Here is a 24,646-nt window from a genome sequence, read left to right as displayed (position 1 = left end):
GACATGCATAAAAAAAAGCTGATCGGCAAATGACGCCGACCAACTTTTTTTCATTGCTCATTCATCTCGAATAACGAATAATACACCGATAAAAATGAATATCGTACCTATCCAAAAAGACAAACCAATTTGCTCGCCGAGCAATAGCCACCCTAAAAAAGTGCCGACTATCGGTTGAAAAAAGAAAAACAATCCGCCGCTTGAAGCATTGAGCATTTGCAGGCCACGATTCCACAATAAAAAGGCGCACGCTGTCGAAATAACCCCCAAGTACAAAAGGCCGCCCCAAACCGTTGGATGCATCATGGCTTGATAATCAAGCTCCGGCAACCGGCTTATTGTAAAAGGTGTAATTAAAACAATGGCTACTAGTGTTGTATAGCACGTTATGACCATTTGTGAATATTGTCCGGGTACCCGCTTAATAAGAACAGACATAAGCGCCCAAGTAAGTGCTGCTATAAGCAGTGATACCCCACCCAGTTGAATGGATGAATCCATTTCGGATTTTCCGACAATAATGCCGACACCGATCGATGCTAAAATAATGGAGCTTGCTTTTTTAAACGTTATTTTTTCTTTTAAGAGGATACGTGCAAATAGCACCATGAATGCAGGCGTCGTTGACGTAATAATCGCACCCATTTGGGCTGTAGAAAGCATCGTGCCCGCTTCTTGAGTAATAATGGATATTGTATTACCAATTAGTCCAATTAGGAAGATTAACAGCAAGTCCCGTTTTTCAATACGCCATGATTGTTTGGTTGCAACGCCAATAATGAGCAATGCAAAAAAAGCAATGACATAGCGAATCCATACTAATTCAAGTGGCGGCACAAAGTCTACCACATGTTTGACTACAACATACATCCCGCCCCAAATGCTAGCTGCGAGCGCTAAATACAAAGAACCTAACCAAGTGTTTTTCATTGAGTACCCTCCGTTTTTCCAGAACATTCCTGCCCTTAACGGAGTTGTAGTTTTCTGCCGTTAAGGGAGAATAACTACAGGTACATCATTTTCAAATAGTGGCGACCACATCATCCATCTTCAGCTCACTTTCAAAAGAATAATTTTATTTTACACGAATTTTGTTGAAGCGAATATACGAAAACAAGATTAAAAAATAGTCGGCACTAGACCTCCATCCATGCGGATCGGAGAGCCTTTAAATGCGGATGCATAAGGACTGCATACAAAAGCGGCTAGTCTTCCTATTTCAACAGGCCTGATAAATCGCTGAATTTCCGATTGAGGCAGGCTTGCAGCCATAAATTTTTTCTCTTTTTCTGAAAAAGCCATGTCTTCATCGGAGTACATGCCCTCGATAATTTGTTGCACTTTTTCAGAAAGTGTCGGTCCGGGCATAATCGTATTGACTGTAACCTCTGTTCCTCGCGTTAATTTAGATAAGCTCTTTGCCAAGGATAACAGCATGGACTTTGTCATTCCATACTGAGGCATTAGTCCAGATGGCATCATGGCTTCTTCACTTGCAATAAAGATAATGCGGCCATCATTATTTTTCACCATTTTAGGCAAATAAAATTTTGTTAAGCCGTTTGCGGCAAGAACATTCGTACGGATATATTTTTCCCATATGTCGTCGTCGACATCCTCATACTTCATGATTTCATAAATGCCCGTATTATTAACCAGAATATCTATTTCGGGGTATTTTTCAAATAAAGCTTCCCTTTGCCCGCTATCCACAATATCAGCCGCAGCATTTTGAGGGGAGGTAGCAGGAAATTCCGACTTTATTTCGCGTACTGTTTGTTCTACCTCCTCATAATTTCGTCCATTAATAAGGACATGAACGCCTTCTTTGGCAAGTTCTAGGGCAATGGCTTTGCCTATGCCTTTCGTTGATCCTGTAACTAAAGCCGTTTTATTGGTTAATCCCATTTCCATCATACATTTCTCCGTTTCATTAACTTATCGTATTGGCAAGATTATTAGCCGTCATTTTTCCAACAGTCCATTGCTCGGAATCGAATTTATATTACCTTACCCGGCTTGCTCCGTAACTAGCCTGTTGCGCCAAAGGTCTTGCTTCATACGCCAAATCATAAAACGCGATAAATCCTTGCCATTTATTTTATATCGAGCTTGCATCTAACTGTTTCTTCCGCCAATTGGAAGGCGTAGCGCCTTCCCAAAGGCGGAAGGCGCGGTAAAACGAGTTTTGGTCCTCATAGCCAATCAAGAAAGCCACTTCTTTAATTTCGAGCGAGGGGTCTGCCAAGTATTCTCTTGCCTGCTCATGTCTAGCTTGTGTCAATAGAAGCTTGAAGCTCGTGTTTTCGTCAGTAAGCCGGCGCTGCAGCGTACGATCGCTCATGCTCAGTTCCTTCGCCACTGCCTCAATGTCGGTACGCCCTCCTGTGAGGCTGCGTTTTATGATCCATTTGACCGTATCGGCCATTGAACGGCTGCGCTGCTGTTCATTAAGCGAACGGTCCAAAGCAGGAGTCAGCATTTCCAGCAGCTCTTCGTTGTATGAGACAAAAGGGAGGTCCAGATCACTTCGATGCAGCGTCAATCGGTTGCTTTGTGCTCCCATCTGGATCGGGCAGCCGAAATATGCTTCAAGGGCTTGTACATCGCCCATTGGGTGTGAAAATTCGACGAGCTTCGCCTTCAAAGGCTGGCCTGTGCCCCGGCGCCCAAGCTCCAGAAGAAAGGCCAGCGTAATGCCAACCAGCATCGAAGGCCCCGGTTGTTCGGTATTCAGCCATCCGAGTTCGATTGCACAGTGCTCCCCCTTCTCTGTAATCTGTAAGCTTTCGGGGGGACATAGCTGTTTGTAACGGGCCATGCGGTTCAAAGCGTCACGGTAATTACGAGCATGGTAAGTGGCTAAGACAGTCGGTGGATACTTTGCTGTTTCAAAGGCGGTCGCAAGCTTGATAATCCCTATGGCAGATTCACCAATGAGTTCGGAATAAGCCTGCCAAATCGCGAAATATTGGGCAGTTGTGACTACTGGCTCAGTAATAATGGTGAGCGGCAGTCGTGCTTTGCGAGCTACGTCGTGGGCGGGGATCCCAAGTTGGCGCAATCCTTCCCAAAATCCAAGCGGGATTTTAATGCGATCTGTGAAATAGGCCTTCATCTATGTGACACTCCTTTTGCTGCTTTTTCATTCTATTTTAAGTGCATTTAACAACATGTAAGTCTGATCAGTCTAATTTGCCCGTTTCGCACACAAATAGATAAAAACCTTCAGCACTTCGCGGGTAGGCGCGAAACTGAAGGCTTATCACTCTAAAACGGATACGCTACTGGGATGAAGGTTAAATGAGGGAACAGGGCAAAATTAATTTAATTCTGTCGTTGCAGGCTTAGCCAGCGGCAGCGTAATTTGCACTTCCGTGCCTTCGCCATGTCGACTAACGATATGTAAAGTACCATGATGGGCCTCAATAATTCTGGAGCTGATCATCAGCCCTAGGCCCGTGCCTTTTTCCTTTGTCGTAATAAAGGGCTGCCCGATTTTCCCGATAATGGAGTCGGTCATTCCAATCCCCTCATCGCGAATCGTCAAGCAAACGCTATCAGGAAAGTTTGAGCGAATCGTAATCGTAACGCGCCCGCCATCAGGCATTGCCTCGATCGCATTTTTGATGACATTAATGAATACCTGCTTGAGCTGATTGGCGTCTGCATGAATAATCATTAAGCAATCTTCCACCTGCGTCTCAATATCCACGTTCGTCATTATCGCCTGTGTTTCCAGCACCGAAATAACGCCGCGCAAAATATGTACCAAATTCTCATCGTTGAATCTGGTAAAATGCGGCTTAGCCAAAGTCATAAATTCATTAACGATTAAATTAATTCGATCCAGCTCGTTGGACATAATATCGAGATAGGAGCCATAACCTTCGTTTTTGGTTTTGAGCAATTGCGTAAAACCTTTGAGCGCCGTTAGCGGATTGCGAATTTCATGGGCAACGCCCGCAGCAAGCTGGCCAATAACCGACAGCTTCTCGGAACGCACCAGCATATCCTCAGAACGCTTGCGATCAGTCAAATCCCGGATTACCGTTAAAATAACCCGCTTGCCCATATAATTGTTAATGCGGATGCTCGACATTTCAACATCTATCGTCTGCCCATCCCTGCAAATAATTTGCCGCTCCTCAAACTGGCTCGGCTCTTCATCAAACATAATCAGATCCATCATCCTAAGCGATTCCTCATGATGGTCAGGATGAATATATTCAAATACCGAATGTCCAATTACTTCGTTTTTTTCATCGGCCTGAACGAGCTTGATGGCCGAATTGTTGGCGTAAATAATTTTTCCATGATCGCTAAGCACAATCGGCTCGGGCAGCAGCTTCATGACACGCTGGTACATCTCGGCGCTTTCCCGCAAGGAACGCTCAAGTGCAACCGATGATGTCACATCCTTGGCTGAGCCTAGCATCGCTGTTCTGCCTTTGTACATAATGAGCGAGAGATTGACTTCCAAATAAACGAATCCGCCATCCTTCTTCTTGCCGCGTACGGTAACGGTATAGCGGGGCTCACGCTTTTTAATCAAAATTTCCGCGACCTGCCGCTTAATGGTGAACAGCTCAATCGCATCAATGTAGTCGGCGGTGCGCAGCGTAACAAATTCCTCTCTCGTGTAGCCGAGCATGGCGGACATATACGAGTTAATATAAACGATTTTACGATCCTGCCTCACAAAAACGCCGGCTAGCACATTTTGCGTCAGGTGGCTGTAAAGCTGCTCCGTCTCCCGAAGCGCCTTCTCGGTCTGCTTGCGTTTCGTAATATCCCGCTCAATAGCAACGATTCCGGTCGTCTGGCCGCTGCTGTCGCGAACAGCGGATAAGGTAATGCTCACATGCAGATGCTTGCCGTTCTTGCACAGCTTCGGGTATTCCGCTGCGGCTACCTTCTTGCCCTCAATCACCTGATCGTACAGTCTGGCAAACTCCTTATAGAGATGGGCCGGGCCGACGGGGAGCTTCCTGCCTACCAGCTCCTCCTTCGTCCAGCCGTACATCTGCTCAAAAGCTGGATTGACATCCAGCACGATACGCTGCAAATCGACAATAACAATACCATCTGTTGTCTCTTCCCAAATGGAGTTCATATAGGTATGATACAAGTCCGCACTTACATAGTCGCTCATCCGAACCCTCCACTTTCAGCCCTATTCCGTCCTCATGAGTTGTAAATTCAACATGGGTTGTTAACTTCCCTGCTAGCGCATCCAGATTTATTGGAAAATAAATATATTCATCCCTGTAAGACGTTAACTCTTTTATAAAAAATTAGAAACCCGCGACAGGTTTCACGACACGTATTAGGCTGCTTGGCGGGAAGCTTGGCGAGCAGCGCTGCGCGTGTATAACAGCGAACTGACGACCGTGCCCAGCACAATAACGGACATGCCCCATAAAATATGATTGAACGCTTCTGATTTAGCCAGCTGAGCCTGCCATACAATGGCGGTGCCTATCAAGGCGGCAGTCAAAGCGCCACTGAAAAACTGGGCAAGCTGGAATAATCCCATTCCCGCTCCAATTTCCTTTTGCGGCAGCAGCCTCGACATTTCATTAGACACGCTGCTCGTTAAGGCAGAGAAACTAACACTAAGCAGCATATAGATAATGAGAATTGCCCAATAGGAATGTACAGCGCTGAATGCAAGCGCGAGCGAAGCGGCAAATAGGCCGACCGGAGCCAGACGGATAAAGAAACGATTGCCAAGCCGGTCAATGGTACTGCCAATATATCTTGAGGCAACCATCGTTGCCAGCGAGCCTGGAAATACGATTAAACCGGACTGGGCAGGCGTTAAATGATACACGCCAGCGAGCACCTGTGGAACGAGAAATAATGCAGCAAAGTTGTTCATGTATGAAGTAACACCCAGCATGCCGAGCAGCATGTAAGGCTTATTGCGGAACAAATCCGGCTGGACGAAGGGGTCCTTCGCCTTGTGGATTCGCCACCAGAACAAGGCAACCGCGACCACACCGACGATTAAGGCGATCAGGCTTTTGCTCGTCAAGGCGAGCAGCAGGCCTGTCGTTCCAATGCCAATCAGCAGCGCGCCCGCTACGTCGAACGAGCCGCTTTTGCGGCTTTCAGCCGGAATCATTTTATAGAACATAGGAATGAGCAAAATCATAATGGCTGTAACCGCAAATAAATAATGCCAGCCCAAATATTCGACGATCACACCGCCGATTACCGGACCAAGTCCAAGCCCTAGCGAGGTTGCAGACATAATAAGCGCCATCGCCCGGCCGCGGCGGTCAGCGGGAATAAACCGTGTAACGAGCACGATGCCAAGCGCGGCAATCGCCCCTGCTCCCGTTGCTTGAATAAGACGCGCAGCCATTAGCAGTATGAAGCTGTTGCTGAAAAAGCCTAAAATCGACGCTACGCCAAGGGAAGACAGGGCAATGAGAAACAATAGCTTCATCGGTATAAAATCCGAAAGCCTGCTGTACGTAATCGAAGCAATCGCGAACATAATGGAATAACCCGTTACAATCCATGAGGTCGCAATCGCTGTGAGGGAAAATTGCTTCTCCACATCCGGCAGCGCCAGATTAAACATCATTGTATTCATAACGACCAACGTTAAAGCAAAGCTAAGTATTAAAATGACCAGGCCTTCTTTTTTAAGGCCCGCTTCTCCGTTATTCATGCTGCTTCAAAACTCCTCGTCCACTGCTTTATTTTTTATATATAGTAACATTTACGTAGTTGGTTATGCTATTTATTTTTTTGGCATGTAGAAAGATGGAAAAAGAGAAGCAACGACCGCAGCCGAGGTTAACCCTCTGCTGCGGTCGTTGCTTTGATTATAAGCATTAACTTGCTGTCCAGCGCACTCCTGCTTAAGCTGCAGTTTACGCCTTTGCTGCGTACATGAGCTCGACAAGCGTACGCACCATAACGCCGGTGCCGCCTTTCGGCTCCAGTGCCTTCGCCGATTCACGGAACGACACGCCCGCAATATCGAGATGAACCCAAGGCAGATCCTCAGCGAATGCGCCGATGAACAATCCGCCCGTAATGGTGCCCGCTTCCCGGCCGCCGCTGTTTTTCAAATCTGCCGCTTCACTCCGAATTTGCTTCTTGTATTCCGGATAAGCGGGAAGCTGCCATACTCGCTCGCCAGCACGCTCAGATGCCTCGCGCACCTGCTGCATGAGCCCATCATGATTCGTTACCGCTCCCGTCGCTTGCGAGCCGAGCGCTACCGACACCGCTCCTGTCAGCGTCGCGACATCAATCAGCTTCGTTGCCCCGCGGCGAATCGCTGTCGTGAGTCCGTCGCCAAGCACCAGCCTGCCTTCGGCATCCGTATTCACCACTTCCACCGTCAGGCCGTTCATCATCGTAATGACATCGCCTGGCTTCAGTGCCCGATCCGATGGCATGTTTTCCGCCGATGGAATGACCGCAATAATGTTCACCGCCGGCTTAAGCTCGCCGATAGCCTGCATTGCGCCAAGCACTGCCGCTGCGCCGCCCATATCGGCAATCATCTCCTCCATGCCCGGCGCCCGCTTGAGCGATATGCCGCCTGTATCAAAGGTGATGCCTTTGCCAATTAAGCCCCAAGCCGCTTGCTCGCCTGGCGCACCCTTATAATGCAGCACAATCATACGCGGCGGGTTGATGCTGCCTTGACCGACTCCAAGCAAGCCGCCCATGCCCTGCTCGGCTGCTGTCCACTCATCAATAATTTCAATGTCAAAATCATACTGGCGGGCAAGCTCCTCGGCATACGTAGCCAGACCTTCAGGCACGAGCTTATTGCCCGCTATATTCGTCAAATCACGGGCGCTGATTACGCCATCGGCACAGGCAACGCCGCGTGTAATTCCAGCAATCCATTGCTCGCTGGTATCAGAAGCAGCGCCTTGCGCTTCATTTCCAGCGATGGAGAAATACACTTTACCGATCGCATAACGCGTTTTCGCTTCGCGTTTCTCTGGCAGACGGTCATGCACCGCCAGCTTCAGCCCTTCAGTCAGCGCCTGAGCCGCTTGCTGCTGGGAAAGTCCTTCTGCTTCCACCGCAGATAGCGGCAGCACAACATGCACGGACTGCGCCTTTATGCGCTTCAAGGCTTTGGCCGCTGTTGCAGCCGCTAGACGCAAGCCGTCTGCGCCGGATTGCTCCTCATAGCCAACCACTATTACATGCTCGGCAGCAGGATACAAGCCGAGCGTCTGAATGACGTGAGCCTGCTCCGCCTCTCCCTTGAACAGCCCTTTGAGAAACAGGCTGCGAATAGCCTGGTCAATTTGCGGCAGCAGCCATTCGGCTGCAGCATCGCTAAGCTCACGCGGGCTAATGAAACGAACGACTGCATCTATTGGTTCAGCACCTGGCGTTCCATATGTAAATAATGTACTCATGGTCAATCATTCCTCTCCTTTTAGCGCCTCCCGCCATAAAGATGAAAAAAAATCGGGGGGCATACCCCCGATTTTAATCATTTATTCCGCTAATGGCAAATAAATAATGAATGATGTGCCGCTTCCTACGACGCTTTCGACGCGAATAGAGCCGCCATGATTGCGGATGATCCGATAACTGACGGATAAGCCAAGGCCTGTCCCTTCTTCCTTGGTCGTAAAAAAAGGATCAAATAATCGAGCTAATGTCGCCTTATCCATTCCTTTCCCATTATCCTTCATCGTAATCTCCACATAAGAGCCATCGGCTCTCGTTGACAGCTCAATAATGCCGATATCATCGCTTTCCCGCTCCGCTACCGCATCGAGCGAATTTTTCACAATGTTGAGAATGACCTGCTTAATCTGCTTCATGTCGATCGAAGCGACGAGCGCATATTCATCTCCTTCGAGCTGCAGCTCGATCTGGCAATTGCGCATAAGCGCCTCGCTCTCCGTAAGCAGCGCAACTTCTTTAAGCAGTAAATTAATAGAAAACGCTTTCTTTAATGGAGCTGACGGCTTGGACGAGTTTAGAAACTCGTAAATAATATCATTAGCACGATCAATTTCGGCTAAAATGATTCGGGCATATTCCTCCTTGCCCATTTGCAGCAAATACGGGCGCAGCAGCTGGATAAATCCGCGTATCGACGTCAGCGGATTGCGAATTTCATGCGCAATGGCAGCCGCAATTCGGCCAAGCATGGCTAGCTTGTCATTTTGTAAAGCCGTTTGTTCAATCTGCTTATACTCCGACACATCTTTGACGCTGAATAGAAAATCACCTTCAAGCTGATCGCCGTAGGTGACCGTTACGAGCAAATGGTTGCCATCCCTATCCTGAAACTCATAACTCCGCATGCGCCTAAGCAGCATTTCCTTGTACAGCCTTAAAATCATTTTCCGGGTATACCGGCTAAGCTGCGGATGCCGCAAAATTTCAGGCAAATTGCAGCCCACCAGCGTTTTGCGGGGAATGTCTAGGTGCTTCGCCATTTGCAAATTAATGAATGACAAAATGCCTTCACTGTCAAACAATGCGATGCCGCTGTCCATATGCTGCAGCACATTTTCATACTTATTTTTGACCATTTCAAATGAACGATTGGAACGGAGCAGCATTTCCCTCATTTCCGTAAACTTCTGATCATTGGTTTGATTCGCCAGCAAATGAAAACGATACGCCACCATAAATTCGATTAAAAAAATGAACGAACGATTGTACAATTTGACTGCTTCTTCCGAGTCCACATTCGATACTAATGTCTGCATGCAATCCTCATGGATCGCAATGACATCATCAAGTTGGATTCCCGTTAACTCTTTGCCTAGCTCTGCTGCTTGATAAAGAGAACTTTCCTTATCACTTCGTATGTATTCGGCAAGTGCCGGGAAATAACGCTTTCGCATCATCTGCATCCTCTACTCCCCCCCGGCAGCATCAATGGACAACGCTAATTCAAGCTATACTCATCATAGATTTTTGATGTCCTTCATGTCAATGAGAATATTTGTCGAAAAATGGTATTTTTACAACGAATTGGACGAATCCTAAGCTGACCGCTGCCAGCCGTATGTATTTTCCACGTTTGTTCGATAGTTAAAATGGAGCTGACCGTCCCAAATGGTCTTCCATTTATTTTTATCGCCAGCTTTCCCTCCGTTACTTTTTTCTTTATTTTTGCCCGAATCCTTGTTTTTACCATCTTTATGGCTATTGTTTCTGCCATCTTTTTTATTATTATCACTGTTTTTGTCTTTATTTTTATTTTTGTTTCCCTGGTTATTTTCTTGCTTATCGTTATTTTCATGTCCGTTTTCATGCTTGTTCTTATCTTTTTCTTTGTTCTTGTCTTTGTTCTTATTTTTGTTCTTATTTTTGTTCTTGTCTTTGTTCTTGCCTTTGTCCTTGTCTTTGTCGTGATGCCCGCTCTTTCCGTTATCCTCCTGTTTGGCTGGCGTCTCTTGGACAGTCGCCCCAGTTGTTGATGTCGGCTTTGTCGATACCGTCTCATAAGGCTTCGGAGAGGACGCGCCATCCGTCAATGAGCTTATAAGAACAGGCGCAGGAGTCGGAGATGCTAAGGGCTTAGCAGGCGCATTGTCCACAACCGGAGCGGAGGCTTGCACCGCTTCTTGCTTTGATTCCGCCTCAAGCAAGCTTCTCAGGCTTTCTTTGGTCGTTTTATCGGCATGCTTCATAATCGTTTTCACTCCGCCAAGCGGCTCGGTTATCATGCTGATGGAATGCTGCTGGAAGTTTTCCAGCTCAAGATCATAACCTTCATCCTTGGCCATCAAATAAACCGCCATCTTGCCCGACGACAGGCCGTACGCTTCCGCTGCATCCCGCAGCTCTACCGGCGCAGACAGCGTCATAATTTCTACAGCCGCCTGCATATATCCGTCCGCCACCATATCTGTTAAAGCCTTATTAAGCTTAGTCGAAAATAATACGTCCATCTGCGGGTCATCACCGCCAACAACTACGCTCGTCACTACGATATCCTGCACCTTATCGTCAAAATAGTGCATGCCCGCAATTTTTTGCATAACAGCCGATGTGACCAGCGCAAGCGATTTATTTTTGTAGGACACACCAGCAATGACCTGCTTGCCCGCCTCATTGAACGCATGCAGCTCCTGCACCTGCTCGCGGCTGTCAATGCCGATTTCAATGCTTGGATTGATGTCCATGCTGAAATAAGCGACTACTGGATGCTTGCCGCTCTGAACATACAGCAGCACAGGCAAAATAAGCAGTACGATAGCCGCAGCCACTCCGGTTCTCCACAGCAGCGCTTTCGGCTTCCTGCGCCTCGCGCGCTCCTCCTGCTGAATCACAATTTCATCGCCAACCTTAACGTTGCGAGGAAGCACGGAATTGATGAATCTGCCATCCGCCGTCAGCACAATTGCCCTATTTTTTTGTATCTGCATTACGACGCCACGATTCATCATTCTGCCTCCTTGCTCGCTTCTCGCTGCCAGTCATCCAGGTCTAGGTAATCTTTCAAAAACGGGTACGTGCCCCGTAAAATGCATGCAATAGCAATCATATATTTACGATTGCGTTCAATCGTCTTGCGCGACAAGCCGCTCGCCTCCGTCAATGCTTTGACCGGCAGCTTGCCTGTCAGCTTTAATTGGCCAAACATCGCCGCATCCTCTGCTAATATCGCTGCTGTTCGCATCAGCATTTTGCGTGAATCCGCATGCTTCGGCGACGCGTCGACCAGTTCAGCGAACGATACGCCATATTTCAGCAGCTCCTGATTAAATTCGCCCATCTCCAGCCGGCGTTCATCCGCCGTACTGTTCAATTCATATGCAGCCAGCGCCTGCTTCAGCTCAACAGGATTGTAAAGCTGCTCCTCATCGTCTAAACGCTCGAACGTGCTATATGGAACCGACGATAGATGACGCTGCTCACGGCGCACATAGTCAATTAGACGGCGTCTGATAACCGTCTCGGCAAAACCAAGAAACGATCTCCCGGATTCCGGCGAAAATTGGCTAATGGCTTCGTTAAAGGCGATTAAGGCCACGCTATATTCATCATCCCTGCTCGCATTGACATAACGTTTGCAGAAGCGGCTTGTCACTTTTGCAATGTATGGCTTATAGCTTGCAATGAACCTCTCCCGCAGCAGCTCGTCTCCTTGCTGAATTTGCAGAACCGTCTGCTCCGGCGTCAGGGATTGCATGGATTTCGTATTTTTTAATAATGGTTCCTTCGCTTTCGTTTCTACGGTGTCGGTGGGCACGGTTTTCCGCAAGAAACGCTTGAATAATACAAGTAGCAACCGTTCCACCTCTCATTCATAGGTTTCGGTCAATCTGTGTCGCTTGAGGGGGTAGGCCCCGAAATTTATGAGAAAAATGAAAAAGCCCCCAAACGGAGGCCACATTTCATAAAATGATTCATTTTAGACTGATGTTCGCCGCTCTTTAAGCTTATTGCGCCGGCTGCTTAAAATAACCAGACGCTTCTTTAATTCACCTTGCCATGCGATGTCGTCAATTTGGTTCGCAAAGCTGAGCAAATCAAGGGATATGTCAATTTGACTCAGTACGACATCCATCGGATCTTCACTTTCATGATTTACGCAATTTTCCCGCAGGTCCTTGCCTTCTTGCTCCACATACTCCTGAAAATCAACCTCAGCGGCGCCGTCTCCATGTGCGTATTCAGCCAATATTTCATACTCATTTTCTACCAAGTGGTGAATCTCCACACGGTTGCATACCGGGCAGAACAAAATAGGCACGTTATGGATATGTGTCCGAAAATGCTTTAATGTCCCTTTGGTACCAATCATACTAGCTCCACAACAAAAACTCATCGACGACGACCTCCTTAGCTGTTGCCAGTTCGCAGCAAGCACGTTTCGTTTGACATAAACTTATTCGCTTTACACACGTACAATTCCTGCTTTTTTCGCAATAGAAAAGCCCATGCCAATATTTGGCATGGGCTCTTTGTCTCAGCTTCTGCTAAAGACAAGCAAATTTGGATTAAACAGACAGCGTTTGCTGGCCTGGCTTCCAGTTCATTGGGCAAAGTCCGCCGGATTGCAAAGCTTGCAATACGCGAAGCGTTTCGTCTACGCTGCGGCCAACATCGTTATGGTTAACGACTTGGTATTTCACTTCGCCTTCTGGATCGATGATGAACAGGCCGCGAAGCGCGATACCTTCTTCTTCAATCAGAACGCCATAATCTTTAGCGATTTTTTTCGTAATATCAGCAGCAAGAGGGAACTCAAGCTTGCCAAGGCCATTATCGTTAACGGATGTATTAATCCATGCTTTGTGGCTGTGCTGGCTGTCTACGCTCACACCAAGAATTTCAGTGTTAAGCTTCTTGAACTCATCAGCAGCAAGGCTCAAAGCTGTAATTTCAGTTGGGCAAACAAAAGTGAAGTCAAGTGGATAGAAGAACAAAACCAACCATTTGCCTTTGTAGTCTGCAAGGGATGCTTTGCCGAAACCGGAACCATCACCGATTGCTGTTTCTGCTGTGAAATCTGGAGCTGGGTAACCTACCAAACGTTCTGCCATAATTTGAAATCCTCCTTGAGTTTTAATGATGAGCATGTATCGATGCGTGAGCATCGGTGACTATCGCTATCTATTGATAAATATTATCACTAGATTATATTGAAGTCAAGATTGTATTCAATATTTTTTTATAATTATTATAATTAAGCTTTTTTCAGCGCTGCAATGATCAAATCGCCCATCGCCGATGTGCCGATAGCTTTGCTCTTATCTACCGCGATATCGCCTGTACGGTGTCCTGCATCCAGCACTTCTTTAACAGCATCTTCAATCGCTTGCGCTGCATCGTGATAGCCGAAAGTCAGACGGAACATCAGTGCAACCGACAAAATCGTTGCGATTGGGTTCGAGATGCCTTGTCCAGCAATGTCAGGAGCGGAACCGTGTACCGGCTCGTAAAGGCCAAAGCTGCCTTCGCCAAGGGAAGCGGAGGAAAGCATGCCGATGGAGCCTGTCAGCATCGCTGCTTCATCGCTCAAAATATCGCCAAACATATTTTCCGTTACGATAACGTCAAAGCTCGATGGACGGCGCAGCAATTGCATTGCGCAGTTGTCTACAAGCACATGCTCCAGCTCAACCTCTGGGTATTCAGGAGCAATCCGGTTAACGACTTCGCGCCACAGGCGGGAAGTTTCCAGCACGTTTGCTTTATCAACGGAAGCCAGACGCTTGCTGCGAGTCATCGCAATATCAAACGCTTGGCGAACGATACGCTCAATCTCTTGTACATTGTAGACGCAAGTATCAACCGCTTCTTCGCCGCCAGCACCTTCACGACGGAATTTCTCGCCGAAGTAAATGCCGCCTGTCAGCTCGCGCACAACGATCAGGTCAGTGCCTTCCAGCACTTCTGGTTTAAGCGTAGAAGCTTCCTTCAAGCAGTCAAATACCGTTGCCGGACGAATGTTGGAGAACAGGCCCAGCGCTTTGCGAATGCCAAGAAGGCCAGTCTCAGGGCGAAGCTCCTTCGAGTTGTTGTCCCATTTCGGGCCGCCAACAGCACCGAGCAACACAGCGTCAGCATTTTTACAAAGATCAAGCGTCTCTTGCGGCAATGGTGTTCCTTTTTGATCGATTGCAATGCCGCCGAACAGGCCGTGCTCGGTTTCGAACTGATAGCCGTAAAGCTCTTCTACTTTTTTCAATACTTTAAGCGCTTCGCCTACGACCTCTGGACCAATACCGTCGCCGGCAACTACTGCAATTTTTTTAACTTCTGACATTGTTGTGTAACACTCCTTATTTTTGAGCTCGGATGAGCTATTCTCATTCTGTTATCATTTGTACCATATTTCAGAGCTGAAAACAAAGATATAAAATCTATGGTCTTTATAGGCAATGCTTATAAAGACTATTGAATACGCATATGGCGTATCGCAGAAAACCTATACTTTTAAATAAAGGAGGAGCTTTCGCTCCTCCTAAGCTAACTAAATCAAGCTCATTTTATCGCGACGTCCTGGCGATTTGCGTTTCTCAATGAGACGGTTGAGCGCATCGATGTAGGCGCGTGCGCTCGCTTCCAAAATATCGGTGCTGAGGCCGCGGCCCTGCGCAGATACTTCATTTTGGTTCAGCACAACATGTACCTCGCCAAGCGCATCCTTGCCTTGGGATACCGATTTGATCGAATAATCCTCAAGCTCTACAGCTTCAGAAGTCACTTTATCGATTGCATTGTAAATCGCGTCAACCGAGCCATTGCCTTCCGCTGTTCCTTCGCTAACGCTTCCATCCGCTTGGCGGATAATAACCGAAGCGCTAGGCGTCGATTGGTTGCCGTAGCTCACTTGAATCGTCTCAAGCGTAAACACTTCCGGCGTGTCCACGAGCTTTTCTTCGAGAAAAGCACGAATATCTTCGTCGGTGACATTCTTTTTGCGGTCAGCCAAGTTTTTGAACTTGGCGAAGGCCACGTTAACCGCTTCTTCATCCAGCTCATAGCCCATGTCAATCAGCTTCTCGCGGAATGCGTGACGACCGGAGTGCTTGCCAAGGACGAGCGAAGACTCTTTCAAACCGATCGTATCCGGCGAAATGATTTCATACGTCGTTTTTTCCTTGAGCATGCCGTCCTGATGAATGCCGGACTCATGCGCGAAGGCGTTGGCGCCCACAATCGCTTTATTGCCTGGCACTACCATCCCCGTCAGCTTGCTGACCAGGCGGCTCGTCTTGGCAATTTCTTTCAGGTTCAGCGTCGTCGTCGCGCCGAAATAATCGGAACGCGTCGCAAGCGCAAGGGCAATTTCCTCGATTGCCGTGTTTCCGGCGCGTTCGCCGATACCGTTAATCGTACCCTCTACTTGATCTGCGCCGTTAAGTATAGCAGACAGCGCATTGGCTGTTGCCATGCCCAGATCATCATGGCAATGCGCGCTGAGCTGGATCGTTTCGATGTTCGGAACGTTTTGCTTCAGCGTTTTGAAGATGTTGCCGAATTCCTGCGGATTCAAATAACCGACGGTATCCGGAATATTAACGACTGTCGCTCCCGCGCGAATCGCCATATCCGTTACTTCGCAAAGGAAATCAAGCTCTGTGCGCCCAGCATCTTCAGGCGAGAATTCGACTTTATCAAAATATTTCTTCGCATAACGAATAGCGCGCTCTGCTGTTTCCAGCACTTGCTCCTTCTCCATCCGCAGCTTGTGCTTGCGGTGAATCGGGCTTGTCGCCAGGAATAGATGGATGCACGGGTCCTGCGCGCCTTTAAGCGCTTCACGCACCGCGTCAATATCCTGCTCGCGCGAGCGCGACAGGCCGATAATCGTTGCATTTTTGATAGCTGTCGCTACCGCATTAACCGCTGCCAAATCACCGGGAGATGCCGCAGGAAAACCAGCTTCAATCCGATCAACACCCAGCTTTTCCAGTTGGAGGGCGATTTCCACCTTTTCCTTCGTGTTCAGGTTGACGCCTGGAGACTGCTCCCCATCACGCAATGTTGTGTCAAAAATATAAATTTTACGCATTTCCTTGCACCTCCGGGAACAGAATGATCCCGGTACGCACGGACAGCTCTAAGACTGCGCCTGCGCGCAGCTCATCCGCCGGTGAACCGGGATTATTTCTTCATCGCTTCATGCTATAGGGGCGCATCTCCGCAAGGTTAAACACCTATTTGAAGATACGCCCTAGTTAAAAATTATTACTTCTTGATCCAGTGCATAAGCTCACGAAGCTGTTTGCCTGTTTGCTCGATTGGATGAGCTGCCTCGTTGCGGCGAGTAGCGTTCATCATTGCTTGTCCTGATTTGTTTTCCAGGATGAAATCGCGAGCGAAACGGCCGGATTGGATATCTTCCAATACGCGCTTCATTTCTTTTTTCGTTTCAGCTGTTACAATGCGAGGACCCGTTACATAGTCGCCGTATTCAGCTGTGTTGGAGATGGAATCGCGCATCGAGGAGATGCCGCCTTCGTACATCATGTCAACGATCAGCTTCAGCTCGTGCAAGCACTCGAAGTAAGCCATTTCTGGAGCGTAGCCAGCTTCAACAAGCGTTTCAAAACCAGCTTGTACAAGCGCGGAAGCGCCGCCGCAAAGAACAGCTTGCTCACCGAAAAGATCGGTTTCTGTTTCTTCTTTGAAAGTTGTTTCGATAACGCCTGCACGAGTACAGCCGATACCTTTAGCATAAGCAAGACCGATTGCTTTTGCGTTGCCGGAAGCATCTTGCTCGATTGCGATCAAGCCCGGTACGCCAAAGCCTTCTTCATACGTACGGCGAACCATGTGGCCTGGCGATTTAGGAGCAACCAGGAATACATCTGTATCTTTGCTTGGCTTGATTTGGCCAAAGTGAATGTTGAAGCCGTGGGAGAACATCAGGGCCGCGCCTTTTTTCAGGTTCGGTGCGATTTCCTCATTGTATACTTGTGCTTGAGTTTCGTCAGGCAGCAGAATTTGAACAACGTCTGCTACTTTAGTTGCTTCTGCAACGGTCAATACTTCGAAACCGTCTTTTTTTGCTGCGTCTGCGGATTTGCCCGGACGAAGACCGATGATAACTTTAAGTCCGCTGTCGCGAAGGTTTTGCGCTTGTGCGTGGCCTTGGCTTCCGTAACCGATTACTGCGATCGTTTTACCTTGAAGTACGCTTTGATCAGCGTCTTTTTCATAATACAATGTAACTGCCATGTGAATAATTGCCTCCTTTATTTTGACCCTTTTGAACGGGTGTTTAAGTAGAGAATGACGCGAATAGCCGCGGTTCTCCGCTTAAACTCCCGCTCAAAGCGGGGTAAATCCATATTTTCAAGGTGAGACGGCTGTCGCCGTCCTTTGGTGGCGCGGCGCGTTTCAGTCCGAGAAATATAGAGAAAGGATGACGAAATCATATCCTTTCCTATATTTCAAGCAAAAACGATTTCGTCGTCCTCTTGGGACGAGCGAAGAGCTTTGCCCTAGAATTCTAAGCGGATATAAGGATGAAACTTATACTTTCTTAGAATTCAAAAAAAAGCTTGCGATCGAACGTTAGCGGCTGTTGCCGCGGTTCAGCGCCGTTACCCCGGTACGGGACAGCTCGCGAATACCGTAGGGCGCCAGCAATTCAACCATTGCGTCGATTTTCTCGGTATCGCCAACAACTTGTACCATAACGGAATGAGTGCCAATGTCCACAACTGCTGCGCGGAATGTTTCGACTACGCCGAAAATTTCCGGACGCACCGCTGGCTCGGCGCTTACTTTAATAAGCGCCAGCTCGCGGGCAACAATCGGGTTCGAGCTAAGATGAATGACTTTGATTACATCAATAAGCTTATAAAGCTGCTTCGTAATCTGCTCAAGCGTCTGCTCATCGCCTGTTGTGACGATGACCATGCGGGACAGGCCAACCTCTTCGCTCGTCCCCACTGTGATGCTCTCAATATTGAAGCCGCGGCGGCCGAACAAACCGGACACACGCTGCAAAACGCCAGGCTGGTCGTTAACGATTACTGCGATTGTATGTTTCTTCATTCCGCATCCCCCATGATCATTTCGTCGATCGTGCTACCTTGTGCGACCATCGGGTATACATTTTCTTCTTTGCGAACGACAAACTCCACAACTGCAGGACCAGGGTGATTCATTGCCTCTTCCCATACTGCTTTTGCTTCTTCCTTGTTCGTCGCGCGGAAGCCTTTCACTCCATATGCTTCCGCCAGCTTCACAAAGTCCGGGCTGCCCGAAAGGTCAATGTGGCTGTAGCGATTATCGTAAATCAGCTCCTGCCACTGGCGCACCATTCCCAGTACCTGATTGTTCAAAATAACAACCTTGACCGGAATGTTGTTGATTGCACAAATCGCCAGCTCCTGCGCACACATCTGCATGCCGCCATCGCCGTTGATTGAAATAACAAGGCGGTCAGGGTTCGCCATTTGAGCGCCGATTGCCGATGGGAAACCAAAGCCCATCGTTCCAAGTCCGCCAGAGGTTACCCACGAGCGCGGCTTGTTGAACTTGTAAAACTGCGCTGCCCACATTTGATGCTGGCCAACGTCCGTCGTTACAATAGCATCGCCATTCGTCGTCTCATGCAGCATTTCCACGACCCATTGCGGCTTCAGCTCATCTTCCGAATCCTTGTATCTGAACGGATATTGCGCTTTCGAAGCCAGCAGCTCCGCACGCCATGCATCTGCTTTATCTGCACGCTTGGCTTGCAAATTCGCAATTTGCAGCACCGTCTTCACATCGCCTACAATCGGAATGTCCGTAGGCACGTTTTTGCCGATTTCGGCAGGATCGATATCGATATGAATGATCTTCGCATGCGGTGCAAACCCAGACAGCTTGCCCGTTACTCGGTCATCAAAACGCGCGCCGATATTGATCAGCAAATCTGCCTTCTGAATCGATTTGTTCGCTGTATACGTGCCGTGCATACCCGGCATGCCGAGGAACAAGTCATCTCCGCTTGGGAATGCCCCAAGACCGAGCAGTGTTGTCGTAATCGGAATATCGGTTTTCTTCACGAATTCATGCAGTTCTTCATGCGCGCCGGAGTAAATAACGCCGCCGCCTGCAAGAATTAGCGGACGCTCCGCTTCCGTGATCGCTTTAATCATTTTGTCCACCTGCAGCTTGTTCGGCGATACAGTTGGGTTATATCCGCGAATGCTGACTTCCGTTACCGGCTTGAACAGCGTCTTGTTAGCGGAAATGTCTTTCGGTATATCAATTAGAACAGGTCCCTTGCGTCCTGTATTAGCAATATGGAAAGCTTCGTGAATCGTACGGGCCAAATCATTGACATCCCGTACCAGATAGCTGTGCTTTGTAATTGGCATTGTAATGCCTGTAATATCAGCTTCCTGGAACGCATCGGTTCCAATCAAGCTAGAGATGACATTACCGGTAATGACAACCAACGGAACCGAATCCATAAAAGCGGTAGCAATACCCGTTACCAAGTTTGTCGCACCAGGGCCGGAGGTTGCAATACAAACCCCTACTTTGCCGCTTGCGCGAGCATAACCATCGGCTGCGTGAATTGCGCCTTGCTCATGGCGGGTAAGCACGTGGTTGAAATCAGAGAAACCGTGCATCGCATCGTAAATGTACAACACTGCGCCACCCGGATACCCGAATACGCAATCGACGCCTTCCAGCACCAAGCTGCGAAGCAAAATTTCGGAACCCGTAATTACTTCTGGCTGCCTCAGCTTCTCCATTAATTCTTCTTTTGACTTCAGTGTTGCATTTTGCGTGACCATCGGTCATCCTCCTCTCGAAAACAACAAAAAAACCTTTCGCTCCTCCTGCTTCTAGAAGAAGCATCGAGGGACGAAAGGTTTAACTTCCGTGGTACCACCCAAATTCGTTACACATCTTGCGATGTATAACCTCCACAGGTAAGAACGTGTGCGCACTGACCGTCCATACCTTTAGCACTGTAACGCGTGCCCTGCGATTTTCCCTAATAACCACTTGACGTGCTTTTCAGGAAAACAGCTCCGAGGTGAGCTCGTAGAAAAGGGGTTTTGGCGATGGTTGCAGCTGATCCATCCGCTCTCTGAACAAAAGAGCCCTTAACACTTCGTCCTCATCATTGCTGATGACATATGTTAGAATAAGACTTTCTTTATTATAAGCTGACATCATTCGTTAGTCAAGAAGAAACCGCAATAGCATTTTAGCAAAAATAGGGCGCGCAGCAAAGCCCCGCTTCATATATTAGAATAGCCAGCATTCGGCAAACTCATGCAGTCAGGAATGATCCTAATGATACGAGAACGCAACGCCCGTACCGACGATGAAGAAATTATCAGGCTCATCAAGTCAGAGCTTATGCCGCTCTCATGGACGACTCATCAACATGATGCCACAGTCATACGCGAGCTGCCCCTGCGCCTTCGCCGCGGCGTAACTTATGTTGCGGCAGCAGGAAAAAAAGCCACACCCTATGGCTTTATTCATTTTGAAAAAGCCCACGACATTTTGATGTTCTCCATGCTTGCCGTACACCCCGAGCATCGCAACCGCCATTGCGGCACAAAACTCATGGCAGCAGCCGAAGCCTATGGCTTGGCAGCTTCCTGTACGATGGGCCGCCTGTTCGTCGATGAAATCAACGACAAGGCCCGCCATTTTTATACGAAGCTCGGATATCAAGCAATTCGATATTATCCCGAGCTTCGCTGCTACGAAATGATTAAAGGGCTTAGTTGAGGCTGGGATCAGCAGCCCTATGCCGCTAAATACTTAGTAATAGCCGCCGTAGTTGTAGCCTTGGTTCTGACAGCATTGGCCTCCGCCGTAACCGCCACCATAGCCGCCTCCGTAACCGCCGCCATATCCTCCACCGTAGCCGCCTCCATAGCCACCACCGTAGCCGCCGCCGAAGCCAGCTCCGAAGAATGGAAGCGTACCGATTGCCAGCAAATCAAACAAAACTAGGGGCAGCAGCGCTTTTGTTTTGACCGACTTGCCCTTGTCCTTGCCAATTGGTGCAAGCGTCAGCTTGTTGCCTTGGATGCGAACGAGCTTGCCCGTGACGACAGAGCCGTCCTTGCGCACTGCATAGATGGATTTGCCCGCGAGCTTACGCGCCTGCTCTTTGGTAATGTTACCCATGCAAAATCCCTCCTTTCCCGTTGTGCTTTAGTTTATTCAGGAAAGAGGTAGCCGCCTGTTTGTTTGTCCTCTGCTGCCGGAATTGGACGCTAAAATGTACACTTCTCCAGCCGGAACCAGCAATGAAAAAGCCGTAGAAATCATAATGAGGCTGTCCCCTAAGGGACAGCCTCATCTATAACGCCTTTAGTTACTAAGCGTTGATTTTTTGTTTAGCCACGCCAGCAAGGGAGTTGAACGAAGCAATATCGTTAACAGCCAGGTCAGCAAGGATTTTGCGGTTTACTTCAACGCCAGCAAGTTTCAAACCGTACATGAATTTGCTGTACGACAATCCGTTGATACGAGCTGCTGCATTGATACGAACGATCCACAGTCTGCGGATGTCACGTTTTTTGTTGCGACGGTCGCGGTAAGCATACATTAAGGACTTGCCTACTTGCTCCTTCGCTGTTTTAAACAGGCGATGCTTTGAACCGAAATAACCTTTTGCCAGTTTCAAAATTCTTTTGCGACGACGAGTGCGGACAAATCCGCCTTTAACTCTTGCCATGAGTGTTGACCTCCTGAAAGTTTCTAATTAGTATTTATTGCGAAATGTGCTTATTTAAGATTGTTAAGACCTTGTTGCAGGCGTTTAACGTCGCCAGCAGCCATCAGTGGTTGACCAGCAAGAACGCGCTTCTGGCGTCCGGATTTGTGGGAAAGCAAGTGGTTTTTGTAAGCTTTATAACGCTTTACTTTACCAGTACCCGTAATTTTGAAACGGTCTTTCAGACTGCTGTGTGTTTTCATTTTAGGCATGTCAATTATCCTCCCTTAAATTAAGTGTTGCTTTTTGGTGCCAAAATCATAATCATGCTCCGGCCTTCCAGCTTAGGAGCGCGTTCTACGCTGCATATTTCGGCAACCTCTTGAGCGAGACGATCCAAAATCTTTTGACCAAGCGACGCGTGCGCAATTTCACGACCGCGGAACCGGACAGAAGCTTTAACTTTATCGCCTTCACCCAAAAACTTTACAACATTGCGGTATTTCGTTTGATAATCGTGCTCATCAATGTTTGCACGGAACCAAACTTCCTTAAGATCAACGATCTTTTGGTTTTTCCGGGCTTCTTTTTCTTTCTTTTGCTGCTCATAGCGGAATTTTCCGTAATCCATAATCCGGCATACCGGCGGTTTAGCCGTCGGCGCTACGTTCACCAGATCCAGGTTTAAGTCTATGGCCATTTGCAAGGCATCACGAATAGGTTTAATACCGATTTGCTCGCCTTCCGCACCAACTAAACGTACTTCTCTGGCCCGGATTTCATCATTGATTTGATGTTCTCTGCTAATAACGTGCCACCTCCAAAAGAGTATACTTGCATAATAAAAGGGATACAGGCTCAATTGAACCCGCATCCCATAACCGTTGTTTGCTGCTATTCCCTACATCCCACAAGGAGACACAAAAGATAAGCTTAGTCGATTATCGCAAACCGGTCAGCGCGAGCCGAAAGGTGAGAAGCGGGTGCTTCTGCTTGTGCGTTACAGTATTTCATAAATTGTTTCCTAAACACTACCGACTTACTATATCACAACCGAAAGTTCAGTGTCAACACTTTTAAAATCAAAATGTGGGTAACCGCGCGCAGCAGACGAGATCATTGTTCAAGATCAGCTAATGCTGAAACAATGATCCGTCGGCGTCGCGGCAGCTTATTCACAAATTCATCATTAAAGCTGCTTGCTCTGTACTTCCTCCAAGCGGATAACGCGAGTATGCTGCGTATGGCTCCACTTCTTGTTGTTTTGTGTAAAGAAGGCATGAACCGTAATTGGCCACCATGACAAGGTGAAAAGCAAAAACGTCGGAATGCGCAGGTACAGCTTCCAGTTGACTTTAGCCAAATGCATAGACAACGGAATTTGAATGAAAATGTAAAGCATATAAGGGATAGACACCCAAATCGGCAGCATATTGTACACGGATGTTACCCGCACTCCTCCCGACAGGAAGATGTCGCCCCAAACGATAGCGGCTATACAGAAGCCCGCAAGATAATTGTAAGCATTAAAGACATACAGCGCAGCGTCGATCTTCGTCCAGCTGCGATCCTTGATGCCCTGCCACAGCAACGGCAGCATATGCTTGCGCGTTACATCAAAATGGCCTTGCATCCAGCGCAAGCGCTGGCGGGCAGAAGCCTGAAACGTAATCGGCTTTTCGTCGAATACTTTCGCTTCAAAGTTGAATTTCGGGTAAATGCCCCGCTTAATGCAGCGAACGGTAAACTCCAAATCCTCGACAAGGCTCGTAGCTCCCCAGCCCATTTCCTGCAGCAGCTTGGAATCGAACACCATGCCCGTACCGCCGAGGAAGTTCGCAAGCCCCAGGTTCGTACGCGGCAGCTGCCATAGACGGTTACAGAACCAATAGTTGATTGCATTAGCCGAGCTGACCCAAGAGTCGTTCGGGTTTTTCGTATCCAGATAACCTTGTACAACCTGGAAGCCATTGCACAGGTCATTGTTCATATATTGCAGGAAGTCCGTTGCCACGAGATTGTCAGCATCGAAAATCGCAACGCCATCATAGCTGCGCGGCATTTGCCACAGCTCTTTAAGCATCCATTCCACCGCAAAGCCTTTACCGCGTTGGTTCGGATTTTCTCTAACGCAGGCATATACGCCGTCATAGCTTTTTACAACATCGACTGTTCCGTCGGTACAGTTATCGCAGATGACGAAAATATCGTACAGCTCGCGAGGGTATTTCATCTTTTGCAAATTCTCGATTAAAGCTCCGACTACTTGCTCTTCGTTATGAGCGGCGATTAGCAAAGCGAAAGACTTTTGCGGCTTATGCGACAAATCCTCTTTTTTGCGATGCCATCCAAAAAACGTCAGAAACAATTGATACAGGCCAAGCACTGCAAATAAAATTTGCACAACAAACATAATCGAATTGAACATTTAGGTACTGCCCCCTTGAGACCCCTTTTTTTGATTTGCCAAATTGAATGGCGCAGCCGACCAAGCATGCGTTCATCGTTCAGGCGGTTATTTTA

General features: G+C 48.1%; 22 protein-coding genes. 1 reads left to right on the top strand and 21 read right to left on the bottom strand.

Annotated elements, in window-relative coordinates:
• Positions 1 to 57: 57 nt before the first annotated feature.
• From BBD42_RS17735 to ilvB, 16 genes are all read right to left on the bottom strand, one after another.
• Complete coding sequence (locus BBD42_RS17735; protein ID WP_099519236.1) at positions 58 to 930, bottom strand: DMT family transporter; 873 nt, start codon at positions 928 to 930, stop codon at positions 58 to 60.
• Positions 931 to 1,119: 189 nt separating this feature from the next.
• Positions 1,120 to 1,914, bottom strand: coding sequence for an SDR family NAD(P)-dependent oxidoreductase (locus BBD42_RS17730; RefSeq protein ID WP_099519235.1), 795 nt, complete (start codon positions 1,912 to 1,914; stop codon positions 1,120 to 1,122).
• 187 nt (positions 1,915 to 2,101) lie between these two features.
• Positions 2,102 to 3,118, bottom strand: coding sequence for an AraC family transcriptional regulator (locus tag BBD42_RS17725; RefSeq protein WP_099519234.1), 1,017 nt, complete (start codon positions 3,116 to 3,118; stop codon positions 2,102 to 2,104).
• 204 nt (positions 3,119 to 3,322) lie between these two features.
• A complete protein-coding gene (locus tag BBD42_RS17720) occupies positions 3,323 to 5,155 on the bottom strand; it encodes a PAS domain S-box protein (RefSeq protein ID WP_099519233.1) in 1,833 nt (610 codons plus the stop codon).
• A gap of 174 nt (positions 5,156 to 5,329) precedes the next feature.
• On the bottom strand, positions 5,330 to 6,685 hold the full coding sequence (locus BBD42_RS17715) for an MFS transporter (protein ID WP_099519232.1): 1,356 nt from the start codon (positions 6,683 to 6,685) through the stop codon (positions 5,330 to 5,332).
• 205 nt (positions 6,686 to 6,890) lie between these two features.
• On the bottom strand, positions 6,891 to 8,411 hold the full coding sequence (locus tag BBD42_RS17710; protein WP_099519231.1) for a leucyl aminopeptidase: 1,521 nt from the start codon (positions 8,409 to 8,411) through the stop codon (positions 6,891 to 6,893).
• Between the two features lie 81 nt (positions 8,412 to 8,492).
• Entirely contained in the window at positions 8,493 to 9,872 is a 1,380-nt protein-coding gene (locus BBD42_RS17705; protein WP_056043177.1) for an ATP-binding protein, read from the bottom strand.
• A gap of 132 nt (positions 9,873 to 10,004) precedes the next feature.
• Positions 10,005 to 11,414 (bottom strand): anti-sigma factor domain-containing protein, encoded by a 1,410-nt coding sequence (locus BBD42_RS17700; protein WP_099519230.1) that lies wholly within the window; start codon positions 11,412 to 11,414, stop codon positions 10,005 to 10,007.
• Positions 11,411 to 12,259, bottom strand: coding sequence for an RNA polymerase sigma factor SigI (gene sigI / locus BBD42_RS17695; protein WP_237163136.1), 849 nt, complete (start codon positions 12,257 to 12,259; stop codon positions 11,411 to 11,413). The genes BBD42_RS17700 and sigI overlap by 4 nt, the downstream gene beginning before the upstream one ends.
• Positions 12,260 to 12,382: 123 nt before the next feature.
• Entirely contained in the window at positions 12,383 to 12,799 is a 417-nt protein-coding gene (locus BBD42_RS17690) for a hypothetical protein (protein ID WP_099519229.1), read from the bottom strand.
• Positions 12,800 to 12,971: 172 nt separating this feature from the next.
• Positions 12,972 to 13,517, bottom strand: coding sequence for a peroxiredoxin (locus BBD42_RS17685; RefSeq protein WP_056043169.1), 546 nt, complete (start codon positions 13,515 to 13,517; stop codon positions 12,972 to 12,974).
• 143 nt (positions 13,518 to 13,660) lie between these two features.
• Positions 13,661 to 14,743, bottom strand: a complete 1,083-nt coding sequence (gene leuB / locus BBD42_RS17680; RefSeq protein ID WP_056043166.1) for a 3-isopropylmalate dehydrogenase — start codon at positions 14,741 to 14,743, stop codon at positions 13,661 to 13,663.
• Positions 14,744 to 14,950: 207 nt separating this feature from the next.
• Positions 14,951 to 16,495, bottom strand: coding sequence for a 2-isopropylmalate synthase (locus BBD42_RS17675; RefSeq protein ID WP_099519228.1), 1,545 nt, complete (start codon positions 16,493 to 16,495; stop codon positions 14,951 to 14,953).
• 176 nt (positions 16,496 to 16,671) lie between these two features.
• Positions 16,672 to 17,664, bottom strand: coding sequence for a ketol-acid reductoisomerase (gene ilvC / locus BBD42_RS17670; RefSeq protein WP_099519227.1), 993 nt, complete (start codon positions 17,662 to 17,664; stop codon positions 16,672 to 16,674).
• Between the two features lie 339 nt (positions 17,665 to 18,003).
• A complete protein-coding gene (gene ilvN, locus BBD42_RS17665) occupies positions 18,004 to 18,489 on the bottom strand; it encodes an acetolactate synthase small subunit (protein ID WP_099519226.1) in 486 nt (161 codons plus the stop codon).
• A complete protein-coding gene (gene ilvB / locus BBD42_RS17660) occupies positions 18,486 to 20,231 on the bottom strand; it encodes a biosynthetic-type acetolactate synthase large subunit (protein ID WP_056043153.1) in 1,746 nt (581 codons plus the stop codon). Before ilvB ends, ilvN begins: the two co-directional genes overlap by 4 nt.
• A 508-nt stretch (positions 20,232 to 20,739) precedes the next feature.
• Here ilvB and BBD42_RS17655 point away from each other — a divergent pair.
• Positions 20,740 to 21,186 (top strand): GNAT family N-acetyltransferase, encoded by a 447-nt coding sequence (locus tag BBD42_RS17655; protein ID WP_172455536.1) that lies wholly within the window; start codon positions 20,740 to 20,742, stop codon positions 21,184 to 21,186.
• Between the two features lie 33 nt (positions 21,187 to 21,219).
• Here the strand turns inward: BBD42_RS17655 and BBD42_RS17650 are convergent, their stop codons facing one another.
• From BBD42_RS17650 to BBD42_RS17625, 5 genes are all read right to left on the bottom strand, one after another.
• Complete coding sequence (locus BBD42_RS17650; protein ID WP_099519224.1) at positions 21,220 to 21,591, bottom strand: hypothetical protein; 372 nt, start codon at positions 21,589 to 21,591, stop codon at positions 21,220 to 21,222.
• 193 nt (positions 21,592 to 21,784) lie between these two features.
• The gene (gene rplT, locus BBD42_RS17640; RefSeq protein WP_046232964.1) at positions 21,785 to 22,144 is read right to left on the bottom strand and encodes a 50S ribosomal protein L20; all 360 of its coding nucleotides are present in this window, start codon (positions 22,142 to 22,144) and stop codon (positions 21,785 to 21,787) included.
• A gap of 50 nt (positions 22,145 to 22,194) precedes the next feature.
• Entirely contained in the window at positions 22,195 to 22,395 is a 201-nt protein-coding gene (rpmI, locus tag BBD42_RS17635; protein WP_046232963.1) for a 50S ribosomal protein L35, read from the bottom strand.
• A gap of 20 nt (positions 22,396 to 22,415) precedes the next feature.
• On the bottom strand, positions 22,416 to 22,997 hold the full coding sequence (gene infC, locus BBD42_RS17630; protein WP_081419163.1) for a translation initiation factor IF-3: 582 nt from the start codon (positions 22,995 to 22,997) through the stop codon (positions 22,416 to 22,418).
• 315 nt (positions 22,998 to 23,312) lie between these two features.
• Positions 23,313 to 24,551 (bottom strand): glycosyltransferase family 2 protein, encoded by a 1,239-nt coding sequence (locus tag BBD42_RS17625; RefSeq protein ID WP_099519222.1) that lies wholly within the window; start codon positions 24,549 to 24,551, stop codon positions 23,313 to 23,315.
• Between the last annotated feature and the right edge of the window lie 95 nt (positions 24,552 to 24,646).

The organism is Paenibacillus sp. BIHB 4019, from assembly GCF_002741035.1.
Classification (GTDB): domain Bacteria; phylum Bacillota; class Bacilli; order Paenibacillales; family Paenibacillaceae; genus Pristimantibacillus.
This window is presented reverse-complemented; position numbering and strand designations above follow the sequence as displayed.